The organism is Parabacteroides sp. AF14-59, assembly GCF_003479515.1.
Classification (GTDB): Bacteria; Bacteroidota; Bacteroidia; order Bacteroidales; family Tannerellaceae; genus Parabacteroides; species Parabacteroides faecis.
The window spans coordinates 409,332-424,587 of record NZ_QUHH01000003.1 but is presented as its reverse complement, the minus strand read 5'-3'; the positions used below and the strand labels follow the sequence as shown (position 1 = coordinate 424,587).

The following is a 15,256-nucleotide window of genomic DNA, read 5'->3' as shown; positions in this document are numbered from 1 at the left end:
ATTTATCGCGATTGGCGCAATACGTTGGAGTATGCAGTGGAAGAAGCTGAAGAGAAAGGGTTGAAAAAAGGCGTGAAGGAAGGTAAAGCGGAAGAACAGCGTCTTATTGCTGCGAATTTAAAAAATCAGGGAGTAGATATCGAAACGATTGCCCGCTGTACCGGTTTGTCGGTAAAAGAGATTGACGATTTGTAGTTTCGCTATTGACTATAAATAATTTATCAGCCAGGTTGTTATGTTCTTACAACCTGGCTGATTTTGTCTTATATTCCTTCTATAATTGGCAGATCCTCTCTGGAGTTGAGTCATTGCAACCGGTAGGAACAGGTTCAGCTCTACCCTTGCAGCAATATATAAAACAAAAAAGGGCAGGTTTAGAACCTGCCCCTACGAACGAAACCGTCTGTTTATTTTTATTTCCTGCATTTAATTGCAAAATATAATATGTATAGGAATGCTACCAGCGGCACGACAAACCCTATTGCCATATTGTTCTCGCCGATATATCCCATCAGCATCGGGCTGAAAGCACCTCCGGCAACGCCCATCACAATATAGGAAGAGGCTTTTTTGGTATATCCCCCCATCCCTTCCAGTCCCAGCGCAAAGATTGTCGGGAACATGATCGACATGAAAAAGAAAGAAATATACAACGCATACAACGATACCGCTCCGGCCGAAACGATCACCAACGCCATACAAACCGCATCCGCCAGTGCAAACCATGTCAACAGTTTTCCGGGTGACATCCATTTCATTGTGAAACTGCCGGAAAGACGGCCGATCATAAACAAAGCCATCCCACCGAACGCCAGTATCCGCGAAGCCTCGATGTTTGTCATTTGCGGATCAGCCTCGGTCACGTAATTTATGAAGAAGCTGAAAATTCCCGTCTGCGCCGCGCAATAACAGAACTGCGCCAGCACTGCCCGCACAAACTGACCGTGCCGCCACATGGAAGTGGCAGGAAGGGCGGCAGACGCGGTTGTTTCTTCCTGATCCTCTACCTTCACCTCCGGCAGACGGGTGAAAAAGAACAGGACAGCCACCAGCAACACGACTCCGCCGACCAGGATATAAGGCTTGGTCAACGTGAACGGGTCATCCTGTGCACCGCCGAATATCAGGGCGCCACCTACCAGCGGGCCTAATATCCATCCCAACCCGTTGAACGACTGCGAAAGGTTCAACCGCTGTGCACCCGACTCCGCAGGGCCGAGGATGGTCGAATAAGGGTTTGCCGCCGTCTCGAGAATGCATAACCCGCAAGCGATGACGAACAATGCCACCAGAAAAGGGGTTGCCGAATGCAGGAAAGCGGCAGGTATAAAAGCAAATGCGCCTGCTGCAAAAAGTAGCAGGCCGAGGATGATTCCTTTTTTGTAGCCGTAGCGCTTCATAAACATGCCCGCAGGCAGTGCCATGAGGAAATAAGCGATATAGGTGGAGAATTGCACCAGGCCGCTTTCGGCTTTCGTCATGGTGAAAGCACCCTGGAAATGTTTGTTGAGGACGTCCAGCAGTCCGTGAGCGAATCCCCATAAAAGGAAGAGGCTCGTGATAAGGATGAAAGGGACAAGATATGACTTGCCGTTCGGGGCGGCGAACAGGCTTTGTTTAGTTTTCTTTTCCATTGGATTATTTTGATATTGTTTTTTTCACCTTTTTATTTTAATGGTTGCAAAGGTAAGTTTTTCATTTAACAAATGAAGGGATTGGGAAGAAGGATGATTGTAATATCCGGTTGCAGTGCTATCGAATTAAAATAAACCGGTGCGGAAATTATCAGATTTGAATGTTTCAAAGATTGTCAGTTTGAGCTATCCCCTTATCAAAGAGACTTCGCCATTACAGGTTCATTTGCCGTCTGCTTCAGCTGACGGTTTGGTAAATGATCTACTTCTTTGGACTTTAGTCCCATTTTAAACGCACTCTCTATGCTAAGAGAAATGTGGCTAAAGCCAAAAAAAGAAACAACTTGTAATCCGTCAGCTGAAGCAGACGGCAAATAAACCTGCAACTAAGCATGTCTTATTTATGATTGATTGCTTATGTTCGAATAGGCTTAAATCTTTTTAAATTGATACATTGGCAGATCGCCTTGCAGACTCATTTTTATTATTATCAAACATTTGCCACATATATTTGCACGAATTATATTTATTTTTTCTTCTCCAGATAGAACGCCGGTATCATATAAGAAACGGTATAGGCCGAATCGGCAGAAGGACGATACAGATGGATACTCTGGAAGACCAGCTTTGCCGAATCCATATCCAGCACGAGCAGGTCGGGATAGGCGGATTCGGGGATCGTATCCGACGGATTCACTCCTGCATTCTTCAATTGCCCCTCCCAGAAGGATGGAATATCTTTGGTATATAAAACTTCGTCGTTTTTACCGAACAGCCGCAACGTGTCATTGCTATTAACCGCATACATACAATCGTCATTCTTATATCCCGTCACAGGCACCAACGTCCGGTAGCCGGACAGATCGAGCGGATATTTGTTATCTATCTGCATATACGAATTCCGGTCGTATCCTTTTTCGTTCCCCGGCTCATTCTCCCTTCCTTCCTGCGAGATCCTTTCGATATCTTTCGCCGTGATACCCGGAATATAAGTAACCGCCGACAGCAGGACGACCGCCAGGCAGGCCGCATACAAAAACCTTCCCCACCGCTTCGTCAGGAACAGCACGACCAGTCCCGTCAATATTCCTCCCACGGCTACCAGATAAACACGCGGTTCCGTGAACCCGTACTGGTTGATGCGGTAATAAGTCCCGATCCAATACATCGCCAGCGCAGGCAATACTACCCAGCTCGCCTGTTTATAAAACCAGTCGTAATACCTTTTGGAAAGGAACACCTGGCACCCTTTCAACACGAACGTGGCGGATATAAAGCTGACCACGATATAAGCCACCGCCCCTTTCGGCAGCGACCATAGTACGGCCACTTTTATAAAATAAAGGTACAATATCACCGCATAGATCAGCAGCACCGGCGAAAGCACGTAGTTCAGCAAGACTTCAAACAGCCGGTTGCTTCCTTCGTCCCTCTCCTCTTTCTCCTGGTTGAACATCAGGAACAGCAAAGACATCCCGCATATAAATATCAAATAGGCAGCCTCCGTATAGAACCATCTGTAGCTGTCTTCCCATATCTCAAAGATATACCGTACGGATGCATTGACGGATATCGCCAGCAGATAGGCGATCCCGGCAAGCAGCCCCGCCGACAACACTGCTTTGAGATAGCGCAGGGCAACACGGACAAAATCGTCATTGTCGCGTTTCCATCCGCTTATCAGGTAGACGAGCTGCACCACGACCAGCGAAACGAGATAGGTAGGTGTCCAGATAGCTTTGTCGTCCATCCAGAGGAACGGTATGAAAAAGAATGCGGAAAGATAATACAGTACCCGTAACCCGACGGCTCCCTTCGTGTCTGCCTGCCGCATCAACCCGTTCAGCGTATAAGTCGCCAGGAACAGCACCGGAAAATAGACCAGCGGACCTACGAGGAAACTATATTCATACCCGCTCTCGTAGTGGATGCATCCCGCCAGACTGAAAACGACGGACATCACGACCTCTACCGGATGTTGCCTGACAGCCGAACGCAGGCGGTTCACGAGGGCTTTTATTTTCTTTTTCATATGAGCTTCTATTTATTAGCGTGAAACGAAGATAAGAACTTCTTATTTTTGGAACAAATCAGATAGCTGTTTGTTTTATTAATAAACATAACATAAAATACAGCTATGACACTAAGTAGAAAATTATCCGATGCTCTCAACGAGCAGATATTGGCAGAGATGTGGTCTTCCAATCTCTATTTATCAATGTATATCCACTTTACACAGATCGGCCTCGACGGCTGTGCGCACTGGATGAAGAAGCAATCGCAGGAAGAACTGGAACATGCATATAAAATGATCGACTATTCCGTTCAGCGTGGCGGACAGGTGAAGTTGGAGCAGATCAATGTGGTGCCGACGGCTTTCGGTACGCCGCTGGAGGTGTTCGAGCATGTCTACCAGCATGAAGTACATGTGTCGGGATTGATCGACAAATTGGTCGACATCGCCCATGCCGAAAACGACAAGGCTACGCAGGATTTCCTTTGGGGATTCGTCCGCGAACAGGTGGAAGAAGAAGCGACTACCAAGAATATTGTCGAAAAACTGAAATTATACGGCGAACATCATGTGGCCATCATGGACCACCATCTCGCCAAAAGATAAAAGAATGTCCTATTACTTACAACAGACTTTTACATTGAATGACCGGATGCGGCTTTTCTGCCATTAAGCTGCGTTCGGGAAAAATAAGAAACCCTTCCGGACGTGAAAGATGATTTCAGCCGGGAGGGTTTTTATTTTGTTATCAATAAGTATCCGGTTTATTCGACAGCCTTCAGGATGGCTTTTCCCCAGAACTCGCCCAACACCGCTGCACCTTTCTCGTTGGGATGGAGATAGAAGGTTCCGGCATTCCCGTCTTCAGGGAAAAGGTCGGTCAAGTAGTTCTCCTTGAAATAATCGAATGCCTCTGTGTCGCCCATGAACACTTGTCCGGGGAAACGTTTGGCATATTCTTCCACGAGCGATTGCAGTACCGGGTAGTAACTCTGCAAACGGTTCAGCCCCTCCTTCAAATACATCGCCCCGTTGTATGTGTTCGGACTGTACCATACCGGACGGTTCAGGACAATCTTGCAATTCGGGTACAAGGCGAGCAACTGGTTGATGATGGCTTTCATGTTTTCCTCGTATTTCTCCGGCGAAGCGGGTGCACCGTTCGGACCAGTGATGGCGCTGTCGTTCGTCCCCAACATAATGGAGAAGATCAGGGTCGCCCAGGTTTCATCGGCAAACTTGTCGGCGGCGGCTCTCGCTTTCGGGAACAGGGTTTCCGTAGCCGGAAGATAATCCGTGGTCGTGCAGCCGCTTACTCCCTGGTTGGAGTATTTGACCGAGGTGACGGAGGGTTGTTTGGTCAGGTACAAGGCAGCTTTCACCGGAGGGGCATCGTGCGCAGGGTCTGCGATCAATGCACCGGCAGTAATGCTGTTTCCTATAAATACGATGTTCATACTCTTTTTATTTTCCGCCTTCATAAAAGGACTACTGATTGCCAGTCCCAGCAGCAGGCAGGCTATTTTCGCGATCTGTTTCATATCCGTTCAGTTGAGTTAGATTATTTGCCTGCGAAGGTAAAAATAAATCCATTATTTCGGGGTGCTTTTTCAACCAAACTTTTGCGCCTTCCAGTTCGCGTAAGGGATAGTCTTCCATGATGTTCATCAGTTCGCTCAACTGCTCGTTGGTGAATCTGAAGTTTCTGAAGAAGGCTGCCACGAATGGGTGCGTCTCGGAGAAGCCTTTGGTGGCAACGGCTGCAATATGCTCGGTATCGCCATAAACACCTTTGTCGTCGTCGAGGAACTTGAGGTCATAACGGGCGAACATCCAGTGGGGGGTCCAGCCTGTGACGACGATCCAGTCGTTATGCTCCACGGACTTCTGGAGGAAGGCGGTCATGGTCGGGCCGCTGGAAGGCATTAATTTGAGTTGCAGGCCGTAATCGTTTACGGCGTCTTCCGTCAGGTTCATCAGGCTGGCACCGATATCGATACCGATAATTTCGCCTTTGAAGCGTTCCTTATTGGCATTCAGTTCTTCGATTGTATTGATCGTCACGTAGGATGGGACGGCCAGACCTAAACGGGCGTTCTCAAAAGGGATGCCGATCGTTTCCAGGCGGTCGCCGTATTTCTTCATGTAGTCGACGTGAGTATCCGGAAGCCAGGCATCCAGAAAGAGGTCGACTTTCCCGGAAGCTACCGAGGTGAAGATCGGGGCGATGTCGGCATTCTTCAATGTTACTTTGTAGCCCTGCTCCTCCAGCATCGCCTTGGCCAGATAACTCATGGCGATGCCTTCCGACCAGTTCACGTAGCCGATCGAAATTTCTTTCGGGTCTTTGGCACGGTTGCAGCTGACCAGAAACATCAGGACAGCCAGCAGCAGGATCAGGTTGATAAGTATAAATAATCTTTTCATGTAAATTCTTTTATGGAGTGAATAACTGAGTTCCGCTTATTTCTTGCGGACAAATCCCTGGGTGATACGGTCGAGGATGATTGCGAGGATCACGACGGCAATACCGCCTTCAAAACCGAGGCCGATCTTCATCTGGGTGATTCCTTTGAGGACTATCTCGCCCAGACCGCCTGCCGAGATCATCGCGGCGATGACTACCATCGAGAGCGCCATCATGATTGTCTGGTTCACGCCGGTCATGATCGTCGGCAATGCCAGAGGAAGCTGTACTTTGAATAGCAGCTGTCCGGAGGTGGCGCCAAAAGAACGGGTCGCCTCGACTATATCTTCCGGTACCTGCCGGATACCGAGGTCCGTCAGACGAACGACGGGCGGCATGGCGAAAATAACGGTCGCGAATGCGCCCGGGACGGGCCCCAGTCCGAAGAACAAGACTGCGGGGATCAGGTAAACGAAGGCGGGCATGGTCTGCATCAGGTCCATGACGGGGCGGATTATCTTGGCAGCAACCCGGTTACGCGCCGTCCATATTCCCAGCGGTACGCCGAGGATCAGGGCAATCACGGTAGAGGACAGGACCAATGCGACGGTCTGCATAGTCTGTTCCCAGAAGCCCATTCCATAGATAAGGAACAAACCCAGCAGTGTCAGGGCGGCTGTTCCTTTTCCGGCTTTATACCAGGCCAATACGGTCAGGGCCGCGATCATTATATAAAAGGGTATCCATAGCAGGCCGTTCTGGAAAGCATCGATAAAGCCTCCGATTATATTATTGACGACATCAAAAAAATGCGCCCAGTGTTCCGTCATCCAGTTGATGGCGATTTCTATATATTTTCCGATATTGATCATAAATCTATTGCGTTTTGAATTATTTCTTCTATTTCTTTTTCATCCTTTCCTGTCATTTCAATGATGATGGCGGATGGGGGGATAACGCCCAACAAGCGGTTGTTCTCATCGACTACCGGCAATGCCTGCCGTACTTTGGACAGCAGAGGGAGCATATCTTCCACAATGGTGTTTTCGAGGACGGACGGGACTTCCTTTTTGATAATGGGACCGATATCCTTCCCGCCTTCTTTCCGCAGGTTCAGTACATCTTTATAGTGTATCTCTCCGATGAATTGGTCGTCATTGCCGATGACGGGCAGTGCGTAGAGGCGTCTTTCACGCATCTTCCGGAGAATGGTTTCCGGACCGTCTCTTTTGACTCTGACAACGATGGGTTGCCTGAGCATGATCGACGAGGCTGTTACGATTCGGCCGCGGTCCACGCTTTCCGTAAAACGGGTGACGTAATCGTTGGCGGGGTCGGTCAGTATCTCTTCCGGCGTTCCCACCTGCACGATGACGCCGTCTTTCATAATGGCGATACGGTCGCCCAGCTTGATCGCCTCGTCCAGGTCGTGGGTGATAAAGACGATCGTCCTTTTCATCTTCTCCTGCAGGAGCAGCAACTCGTCCTGCATCTGTTCGCGGATCAGCGGGTCGAGTGCAGAGAAGGCTTCATCCATCAAAAGGACCTCAGGATTGTTTGCCAGGGCACGTGCCAGTCCGACGCGCTGTTGCATTCCGCCTGATAATTCATCGACCCGCTGGTTTTCGTACCCTTTCAGGCCGACCTGAAGGATGCTCTCCAGGGCTTTCTTTTCGCGTTCCTGTTTAGGGACGCCTTGCAGTTCGAGGCCGAAGGATACGTTATTCAGGACGGTGCGGTGAGGTAGCAGCCCGAAGTGCTGGAAAACCATCGCCAGCTCTTTTCGCCGGATCTGCAACAGTTCCTTGTCCGACGAACGGGTTATATCTATCCCGTTCACCCGGATCTCTCCCATCGTCGGCTCGTTCAGCCGGTTGATACAGCGTAATAAAGTCGATTTACCGCTACCGGAGAGGCCCATAATGACGAACATCTCGCCTTCTTCTATTTCCAGGTTCGCGTTACGCACGGCAACGGTACAGCCTGTTTCTTTTAGTATTTCCTGTTTGCTTTTTCCTTTCAGGATCATCTTTTTCGCCCGGCTCTTCTCGGGACCGAAAAGGATGGATAAGTTTTTTATTTCTATTTTTGCCATATCTCGTTTATTATTTAGGTTTATGATACAAGGGGTCGTGCTCCGGTTCATACTGGCCGGATAAGCAAAGTTCCTCTTCCGGACGCACGCAGTGAATCCGGAATGACTTTTTAATCGTAAATTTATCTGCTAATTTTTATACCTTAATGGTAGACGAAAATTTTACTCTTTCGTTTATATAACAAGTAAGCCTTGAATTTGTTCATTTATATCAGGAAGTTAATGCTGATGGAAGCATCCGATAGGCTTAGTTTCAGGAAATAAAGAATTATCTTATTTTTGAATGAAATTACGTGAATAAATTCGTACCTGACGAAAGGTGATAACCAATCATATTCAGGAAACCTATCGGTTGCCTGCTAAACAAAAGAAGCGTGGAAACTGTTGATATATAGACATTGAGGCTCTCGACAGGCCCCCCAACAATATATATAACAGTACCACGCTCTTATCCATATACACGAATCAATTTCTACAATTCTCTCGGTGTGTATAAATAGAAAAGAACATTTGCATTTACAGTACTATTATTTGTTGGGATGAAATTGTCGAGATTTCAATGTCAAATAATATTTAAAAACGCTTATGTCTAACTAACAAATCGCCCATGTTGCAACACCTTGCATTTCATGTGCGGAACAAAGATACACAGAAGATTCAAATAATCAATTTTTCGCTAAAAAATATATACATATCTTCCATCCTGCACCAGGCTTCATGCCTACTCCTCATTTAGTTATCCCCAAAGGGATTTGTCTGGCGGTACGTTGAAATTTTTTATGCCTCCCTCGTTTCTGTTTTTCAGGATGCTGAAAACTGATTTAGCGCGAACTAATTTCGTTTATCTATTCGGTAATTCGGAGATAAACATGTACATTTGCATTTTAAAGTATTCAATTAAATCTGTATCACAATGAAGACGCAATTATGCCAAAAGCTTGTAGCTCTTTTTCTCATAAGTATAATTGTCAGCGGTTGTAACACCGGGACAAAAAAAACGGCGGATAATGATATTACATTTGATTCGATCAGTGTGGACAAGACCTATCATCTTCTGGAAAACCCGGAGAATCCGAATTGTAACCTTCAGATAAACTTTACCTATCCGGCCAAATACGACGACAAAGAGATCCTGAAAAAGATACAGCAGCAATTTGTGTCTGCATACTTCGGGGACAGTTACGAAAAGCTATCTCCTGAAGAAGCGGTAGCCAAGTACACGGAGGATTATCTGAATAATTATAAGGACCTGGAGGGCGAATACAAAGAAGAAGTGGCAAAAGCCGACGAAACGCCGGTCGGAGCCTGGTTCTCTTATTACGAAATGTCTACCAACGATATCGCCTATAACCAGAACGATATCCTCAGTTACTCAATTTACGTAGAAAACTATACCGGAGGAGCGCATGGCTCGCATGCGACCGCCAACCATGTCATCAACATGAAAACCGGTGCTCCGGTTACGGAGTCTGATATATTCATCGAAGATTTCCAGGACGACCTGGCGCAGATCCTTGTAGACCGGATCGCCAAACAGAACAGCGTGGAGAATGCCAAGGATCTGGAAAACATCGGTTTCTTCAGCATCGACGAGATTTTCCCGAACAACAACTTCCTGATCGACGAGAATGGGATTACCTATACATTTAATGAATATGAGATAGCAGCCTATGTGGTCGGCGCAACGAGTGTACATCTCCCTTATGAAGAGATACAGTACCTGCTCAAGAAAGAGAGTCCGATCGCACATCTGGCATTTTAAATACAATTTATGGAACTGATAAAAACTTATTTTCCGGAGCTAAACGAAACGCAACTTGCACAATACGAAGCTCTGTACGACTTATATACAGACTGGAATGCAAAGATTAACGTCATATCGCGCAAAGATATCGAGAATCTTTATCCGCATCATGTGCTCCATTCGCTGGGGCTAACCAAAATGATGAAATTCAAAAACGGTTCTACCGTAATGGATATCGGTACGGGAGGCGGATTTCCGGGTATTCCGCTGGCTATCTTCTTTCCTGAAGTACAATTCCATCTGGTAGACAGTATCGGAAAAAAGATCAAGGTCGGGCAAGCCGTTGCCGAAGCGATCGGTTTGAAAAATATCACTTTCCGCCATTGCCGCGCCGAAGAAGAAAAGCAACTGTTCGATTTTGTTGTCAGCCGGGCTGTTATGCCGCTGGGCGATCTGGTTAAAATTTCCCGTAAAAACATACGGAAGGAACAACAGAACGCACTGCCGAATGGTTTAATATGTCTGAAAGGTGGTGAGTTGGAACACGAAATACAGGCTTTTCGGAAACAAGCGATTGTTGTCGAGTTAGGCGACCATTTCAAAGAAGAATTTTTTAGTACTAAAAAAGTAGTTTACGTACCATTATGATCACAATAAAAGCGTTTGAGTTCAATTACTTCCAGGAAAACACATTCGTGTTGTATGATGATACCAAAGAGGCGGTTATTATCGATTGCGGATGCCTTCGTCCGTCGGAAGAAAAAGAATTAAGTGATTTCATTGCAGAGAACAAACTGACGGTAAAGCACCTGTTATGTACTCACTTGCATCTGGACCATATCTTTGGTAATCCGTTCGTATTCAAAACATATGGGCTGTCGCCGCAGGCACACAGGCTCGATGTGGAACAGCTTCCACCTCCCGACAAGCAGGCGCAGGCTTTCGGATTGCCGGGACATTATCAACATGTTCCGGTCCAGAAACTGTTGGTCGGCAATGAAGTGGTCAAGTTCGGCCATTCGGAGCTGCTGGTACTGACTGTTCCCGGTCATTCTCCCGGAAGCGTTGCCTTCTATAATAAGAAGAACGGTTTTGCCATCGTGGGAGATGCCTTGTTTGCCGGAAGTATCGGGCGTACGGACTTGTGGGGCGGCAATCAGGAAGTATTGATCGCAGCCATCAACGACAAGTTGTTGTCACTGCCGGACGAAACGGTCATTTACCCCGGACATGGCCCGGAAACGAGAGTTATCGATGAAAAATTAAACAATCCTTATTTATAAAACACATTAAATACTATGGACACAAATAAATTTGTAAACCGCCACGTCGGCATTGCAAAGGAAGATATTCCGGCTATGCTTGAAGCTATCGGTGTTAAATCGGTTGACGAACTGATTGACCAGACAATCCCGGCCAATATTCGTCTGAAAGAACCTCTGAACCTTCCGGAGCCAATGACTGAAAGGGAGTTTGCAGAACATATCGCAGAACTTGCCTCCAAAAACGAAGTCTTCACTTCTTACATCGGAATGGGATGGTATGACACAGTCTGTCCTGCTCCTATCCAGCGCAATGTTTTTGAAAATCCGGTATGGTACACTTCATATACCCCGTATCAGGCGGAAGTTTCTCAGGGACGCCTCGAAGCGTTGCTGAACTTCCAGACTGTCATCAGTGAACTGACAGCTCTGCCCCTGACCAACTGTTCTCTGCTGGACGAAGCTACCGCAGCAGCAGAGGCTGCCACGATGTTTTACGGAACTCGCAGCCGCGCACAGGCAAAGGCAGGAGCTAACACTTTATTTGTAGATGAAAATGTTTTTGAATCTACATTGGCCGTGATCCGTACACGTATGGTTCCGCAGGGAATCAATGTTGTGGTCGGCAATTACAAGACATTTACATTCACTCCTGAAGTATTCGGTGCGATCGTACAGTTCCCGAATGCAGACGGTTCGGTTGAAGATTATAAAGAATTCATTGCGAAAGCCAATGCGAACGAAGCCCGTGTTGCCGTGGCTGCCGACCTGATGAGCCTGGTATTGCTGACTCCTCCGGGAGAATGGGGTGCCGATGTCGTATTCGGTAGCAGCCAGCGTTTCGGTGTACCGATGTTCTACGGCGGTCCTTCTGCTGCATTCTTCGCTACGAAAGATGAATACAAGCGTGCTATCCCGGGACGTATCATCGGTATCTCGAAAGATGCTTACGGACACCCGGCTTACCGTCTGGCTTTACAGACACGCGAACAGCATATCAAACGCGAAAAGGCGACCTCCAACATCTGTACCGCACAGGCTTTACTGGCAACAATGGCCGGATTCTACGCTGTATATCACGGAGCAGATGGGTTGCGCAACATCGCCGGACGTATCCATGCTTCTGCCGGATTCCTGGCTGCCGAATTGGAAAGGTTAGGCTACAAACAGCTGAATAAAGATTACTTCGATACCTTGAAGATCGAATTACCTGCCAACGTATCCATCAACGCGCTCCGCGAGATCGCATTGGAATGCAAGGTGAACCTTCGCTACTTCGAAGGCGGTCAGGTAGGCATCAGTATCGACGAAACAACACAGCCTACCGATATAGGCGTATTGTTGTATATCTTCGCCGGTGCTGCCGGAAAAGATTATATGCTGGAAGATGCGATCCCGGAAAAGACTTATTTTGATCCGAAATTCGCCCGTACTTCGGACTTCCTGCAAGAAGATGTATTCAAGAAATATCGTACGGAAACCGAGTTGATGCGTTACATCACTCGCCTGGGACGCAAAGACGTGTCGCTGGCTCAGTCAATGATCTCTCTGGGATCATGTACGATGAAGCTGAATGCTGCTTCTGAAATGCTTCCGTTAAGCCGTGCAGAGTTTATGAATATTCACCCGTATGCCCCGGAAGAACAGGTAGAAGGTTACAAAGAGCTGATCGAGAACCTGTGTTGCTACCTGGCTGAGATCACCGGATTCAAAGGTGTTACTTTACAACCGAATTCAGGTGCTGCCGGCGAATATACAGGTCTCCGTGTTATCCGCGCTTACCTGGAAAGCATCGGACAAGGACATCGCAATATCGTATTGCTGCCTGCTTCGGCTCACGGTACAAACCCGGCGAGTGCCATCCAGTGCGGTTATACGACTGTTACCGTTAAATGCGACGAGAATGGCAATATCGACCTGGAAGATTTCCGTGCCAAAGCGGAAGCCAACAAGGAGAATCTGGCTGCCAGCATGATCACTTATCCGTCTACACACGGTATTTTTGAAGCCGACATTAAAGAAATGTGCGACATCGTTCACGCTTGCGGCGGTCAGTTATACATGGACGGTGCCAACATGAACGCCCAGGTAGGATTGACAAATCCGGGAACCATCGGCGCAGACGTTTGCCACCTGAACCTGCACAAGACATTTGCATCGCCTCACGGTGGTGGTGGCCCGGGTGTCGGTCCGATCTGCGTAGCCGAACATCTGGTTCCGTTCCTGCCTTCTCATCCGGTGGTCTGGGGCAGCGATCTGAATACGGTTTCTGCCGCTCCTTACGGAAGTGCCGGTATCCTGCCGATCACATACGCTTATATCCGCATGCTGGGTACAGAAGGATTGGAAACCGTTACAAAAACAGCCATCCTGAATGCGAACTATCTGGCTTCTAAATTCAAAGATACGTACGGTATCGTTTATACAGGTGCCACAGGACGTGTCGGCCATGAATTGATCCTCGAATGCCGCGGCGTAAAAGAAGCATCCGGTATCGACGAAGGCGATATCGCCAAACGTCTGATGGACTTCGGCTACCATGCTCCTACGCTCTCATTCCCGGTACACGGTACCCTGATGGTCGAACCGACCGAAAGCGAAAGCAAAGCCGAACTCGACCGCTTCGCCGAAGTAATGGACTGCATCTGGAAAGAAATCAAAGAAGTAGAAGAAGGTAAGGCATCCAAAGAAGATAATGTGCTCAAAAATGCTCCGCATCCTGAATACGAAGTAACAGCCGATGAATGGAAGCATGAATACCCTCGTAGTAAAGCAGCTTTCCCGCTGGAATGGTTGCATGACAGTAAATTCTGGATCAATGTGGCACGCGTAGACAATGCATACGGCGACCGCAACCTGATCCCGACTCTCTGTGCTTGTGAAATTTAATAACAAACAAATCTGAATGAAAAAAGTATTTATCGCTTTAGCAGCCGTTGCCCTTCTGGCAACGGCTTGCACGAAAGCACCGGAATCAAAAATCAAAGTGTACGGCTGGCAAGGCGAAGGTGGTAACACGACCGAAGAGACCTTACAAGCCGATTTTAGTAAATGGAAATCTCATGGCCTGGACGGTATGTGCTATAATGCCGGACACGACTTACAGAAAATTCAGCGTGCAGCGAAAGTCGCTCATGCAAACGGCATGGAGTATCATGCCTGGATCCCTGCCATGCTGCAAGGGGATATGGATTCAACTCTTTATGCCGTAAACCGTAAAGGTGAACCTGCTTACGAAGTACAGGCATATGTTCCTTATTACAAATGTCTTTGCCCGAACCATGAAGGTACGGCAGAATTCCTGACTGACCTGTATGGCAAAGTGGCTGATATCCCGGAAGTGGATTATGTCCACCTGGACTACATCCGCTATGTAGACGTGATCCTGGCAAAAGGTCTTTGGGAAAAATACGGCTTAGTGATGGATGAAGAATATCCGACTGCCGACTATTGCTATTGCGATAAATGTGTAGCCGACTTCAAAGCTGCTACCGGCATCGACATCAAATCGGTTGAAGATCCTTCCAAATGCAAAGAATGGGCACAATTCCGCTGCGACCTGATCACGAAGCTGGTCGACCGCATTGCCGATACTGTTCACGCAAAAGGTAAGAAGGTAAGTGCTGCCGTATTCCCCGGTCCTGACTCTCATGCCAAATGGATGGTTCGCCAGGAATGGAACAAATGGAATATCGATGCATTCTTCCCGATGAACTACAACGATTTCTATCTGGAAGATGCTGCCTGGGTAGGCGAAGTGACCAAAGAAGAAGTGAACTCTGTCAAGGGGGAAAAACCTGTTTACAGCGGTCTGTTCATCTGTCGTGACTGGCAAAACAAAGCCAACATCAAAGATCCGGAAGGACACGGATTGATCCCGTCGGAGATCGAAGAAGCCGTTCGCGGATCAATGGAAGCCGGTGCAGCCGGTGTAGCCCTGTTCACACCTGGTAGCATGACTGACGAACACTGGAAGGCTTTCGACAAGGCTATTCATCAAACTTACACTGTAAAGAAATAAAAAAAGACTTACACGAAATGTAAATACACGCAGGTATACGCAGCTCTAATTTTCTCATCTGCCTATACCTGCGTTTTAC

Annotated in this window: 12 protein-coding genes and 1 pseudogene; 7 read left to right on the top strand and 6 right to left on the bottom strand. The window is 47.6% G+C overall.

What is annotated here, in order from left to right:
• Window positions 1-195 (top strand): annotated as a pseudogene (locus DWW23_RS05950) (hypothetical protein); the annotation flags it as partial.
• Between the two features lie 218 nt (window positions 196-413).
• Here DWW23_RS05950 and DWW23_RS05945 read toward each other — a convergent pair.
• Both DWW23_RS05945 and DWW23_RS05935 read right to left on the bottom strand, forming a co-directional pair.
• Entirely contained in the window at window positions 414-1,634 is a 1,221-nt protein-coding gene (locus tag DWW23_RS05945) for a sugar MFS transporter (protein ID WP_122352346.1), read from the bottom strand.
• A gap of 526 nt (window positions 1,635-2,160) precedes the next feature.
• A complete protein-coding gene (locus DWW23_RS05935) occupies window positions 2,161-3,666 on the bottom strand; it encodes a DUF4153 domain-containing protein (protein ID WP_122352344.1) in 1,506 nt (501 codons plus the stop codon).
• A 105-nt stretch (window positions 3,667-3,771) separates the two neighbouring features.
• On the opposite strand from DWW23_RS05935, the gene DWW23_RS05930 reads away from it, so the two are divergent.
• Window positions 3,772-4,254 carry a ferritin gene (locus DWW23_RS05930; protein WP_122352343.1) on the top strand — a complete coding sequence of 161 codons (483 nt, stop codon included), beginning with the start codon at window positions 3,772-3,774 and terminating at the stop codon, window positions 4,252-4,254.
• A 158-nt stretch (window positions 4,255-4,412) separates the two neighbouring features.
• Here the strand turns inward: DWW23_RS05930 and DWW23_RS05925 are convergent, their stop codons facing one another.
• From DWW23_RS05925 to DWW23_RS05910, 4 genes are read right to left on the bottom strand one after another with little or no spacing between them, the layout of a single operon-like run.
• Window positions 4,413-5,189 (bottom strand): GDSL-type esterase/lipase family protein, encoded by a 777-nt coding sequence (locus DWW23_RS05925; protein ID WP_233564268.1) that lies wholly within the window; start codon window positions 5,187-5,189, stop codon window positions 4,413-4,415.
• Complete coding sequence (locus DWW23_RS05920; RefSeq protein ID WP_122352342.1) at window positions 5,137-6,075, bottom strand: glycine betaine ABC transporter substrate-binding protein; 939 nt, start codon at window positions 6,073-6,075, stop codon at window positions 5,137-5,139. The genes DWW23_RS05925 and DWW23_RS05920 overlap by 53 nt, the downstream gene beginning before the upstream one ends.
• 36 nt (window positions 6,076-6,111) lie before the next feature.
• A complete protein-coding gene (locus DWW23_RS05915; protein ID WP_122352341.1) occupies window positions 6,112-6,927 on the bottom strand; it encodes a proline/glycine betaine ABC transporter permease in 816 nt (271 codons plus the stop codon).
• Window positions 6,924-8,150 (bottom strand): glycine betaine/L-proline ABC transporter ATP-binding protein, encoded by a 1,227-nt coding sequence (locus DWW23_RS05910; RefSeq protein ID WP_122352340.1) that lies wholly within the window; start codon window positions 8,148-8,150, stop codon window positions 6,924-6,926. The genes DWW23_RS05915 and DWW23_RS05910 overlap by 4 nt, the downstream gene beginning before the upstream one ends.
• A gap of 913 nt (window positions 8,151-9,063) precedes the next feature.
• Here DWW23_RS05910 and DWW23_RS05905 point away from each other — a divergent pair.
• Genes DWW23_RS05905 through DWW23_RS05885 form a run of 5 tightly spaced genes read left to right on the top strand, consistent with a single transcriptional unit; the run spans window position 9,064 to window position 15,177 of the window.
• Window positions 9,064-9,912: a DUF3298 and DUF4163 domain-containing protein gene (locus tag DWW23_RS05905; protein ID WP_122352339.1), complete on the top strand. Its 849-nt coding sequence runs from the start codon at window positions 9,064-9,066 to the stop codon at window positions 9,910-9,912.
• Window positions 9,913-9,921: 9 nt separating this feature from the next.
• On the top strand, window positions 9,922-10,542 hold the full coding sequence (gene rsmG / locus DWW23_RS05900) for a 16S rRNA (guanine(527)-N(7))-methyltransferase RsmG (RefSeq protein ID WP_122352338.1): 621 nt from the start codon (window positions 9,922-9,924) through the stop codon (window positions 10,540-10,542).
• Window positions 10,539-11,177, top strand: coding sequence for an MBL fold metallo-hydrolase (locus tag DWW23_RS05895; RefSeq protein WP_122352337.1), 639 nt, complete (start codon window positions 10,539-10,541; stop codon window positions 11,175-11,177). The genes rsmG and DWW23_RS05895 overlap by 4 nt, the downstream gene beginning before the upstream one ends.
• Window positions 11,178-11,192: 15 nt before the next feature.
• Complete coding sequence (gene gcvP, locus DWW23_RS05890) at window positions 11,193-14,045, top strand: aminomethyl-transferring glycine dehydrogenase (RefSeq protein ID WP_122352336.1); 2,853 nt, start codon at window positions 11,193-11,195, stop codon at window positions 14,043-14,045.
• Window positions 14,046-14,061: 16 nt separating this feature from the next.
• Window positions 14,062-15,177, top strand: coding sequence for a hypothetical protein (locus DWW23_RS05885; RefSeq protein WP_122352335.1), 1,116 nt, complete (start codon window positions 14,062-14,064; stop codon window positions 15,175-15,177).
• The last annotated feature ends 79 nt before the right edge of the window (window positions 15,178-15,256 follow it).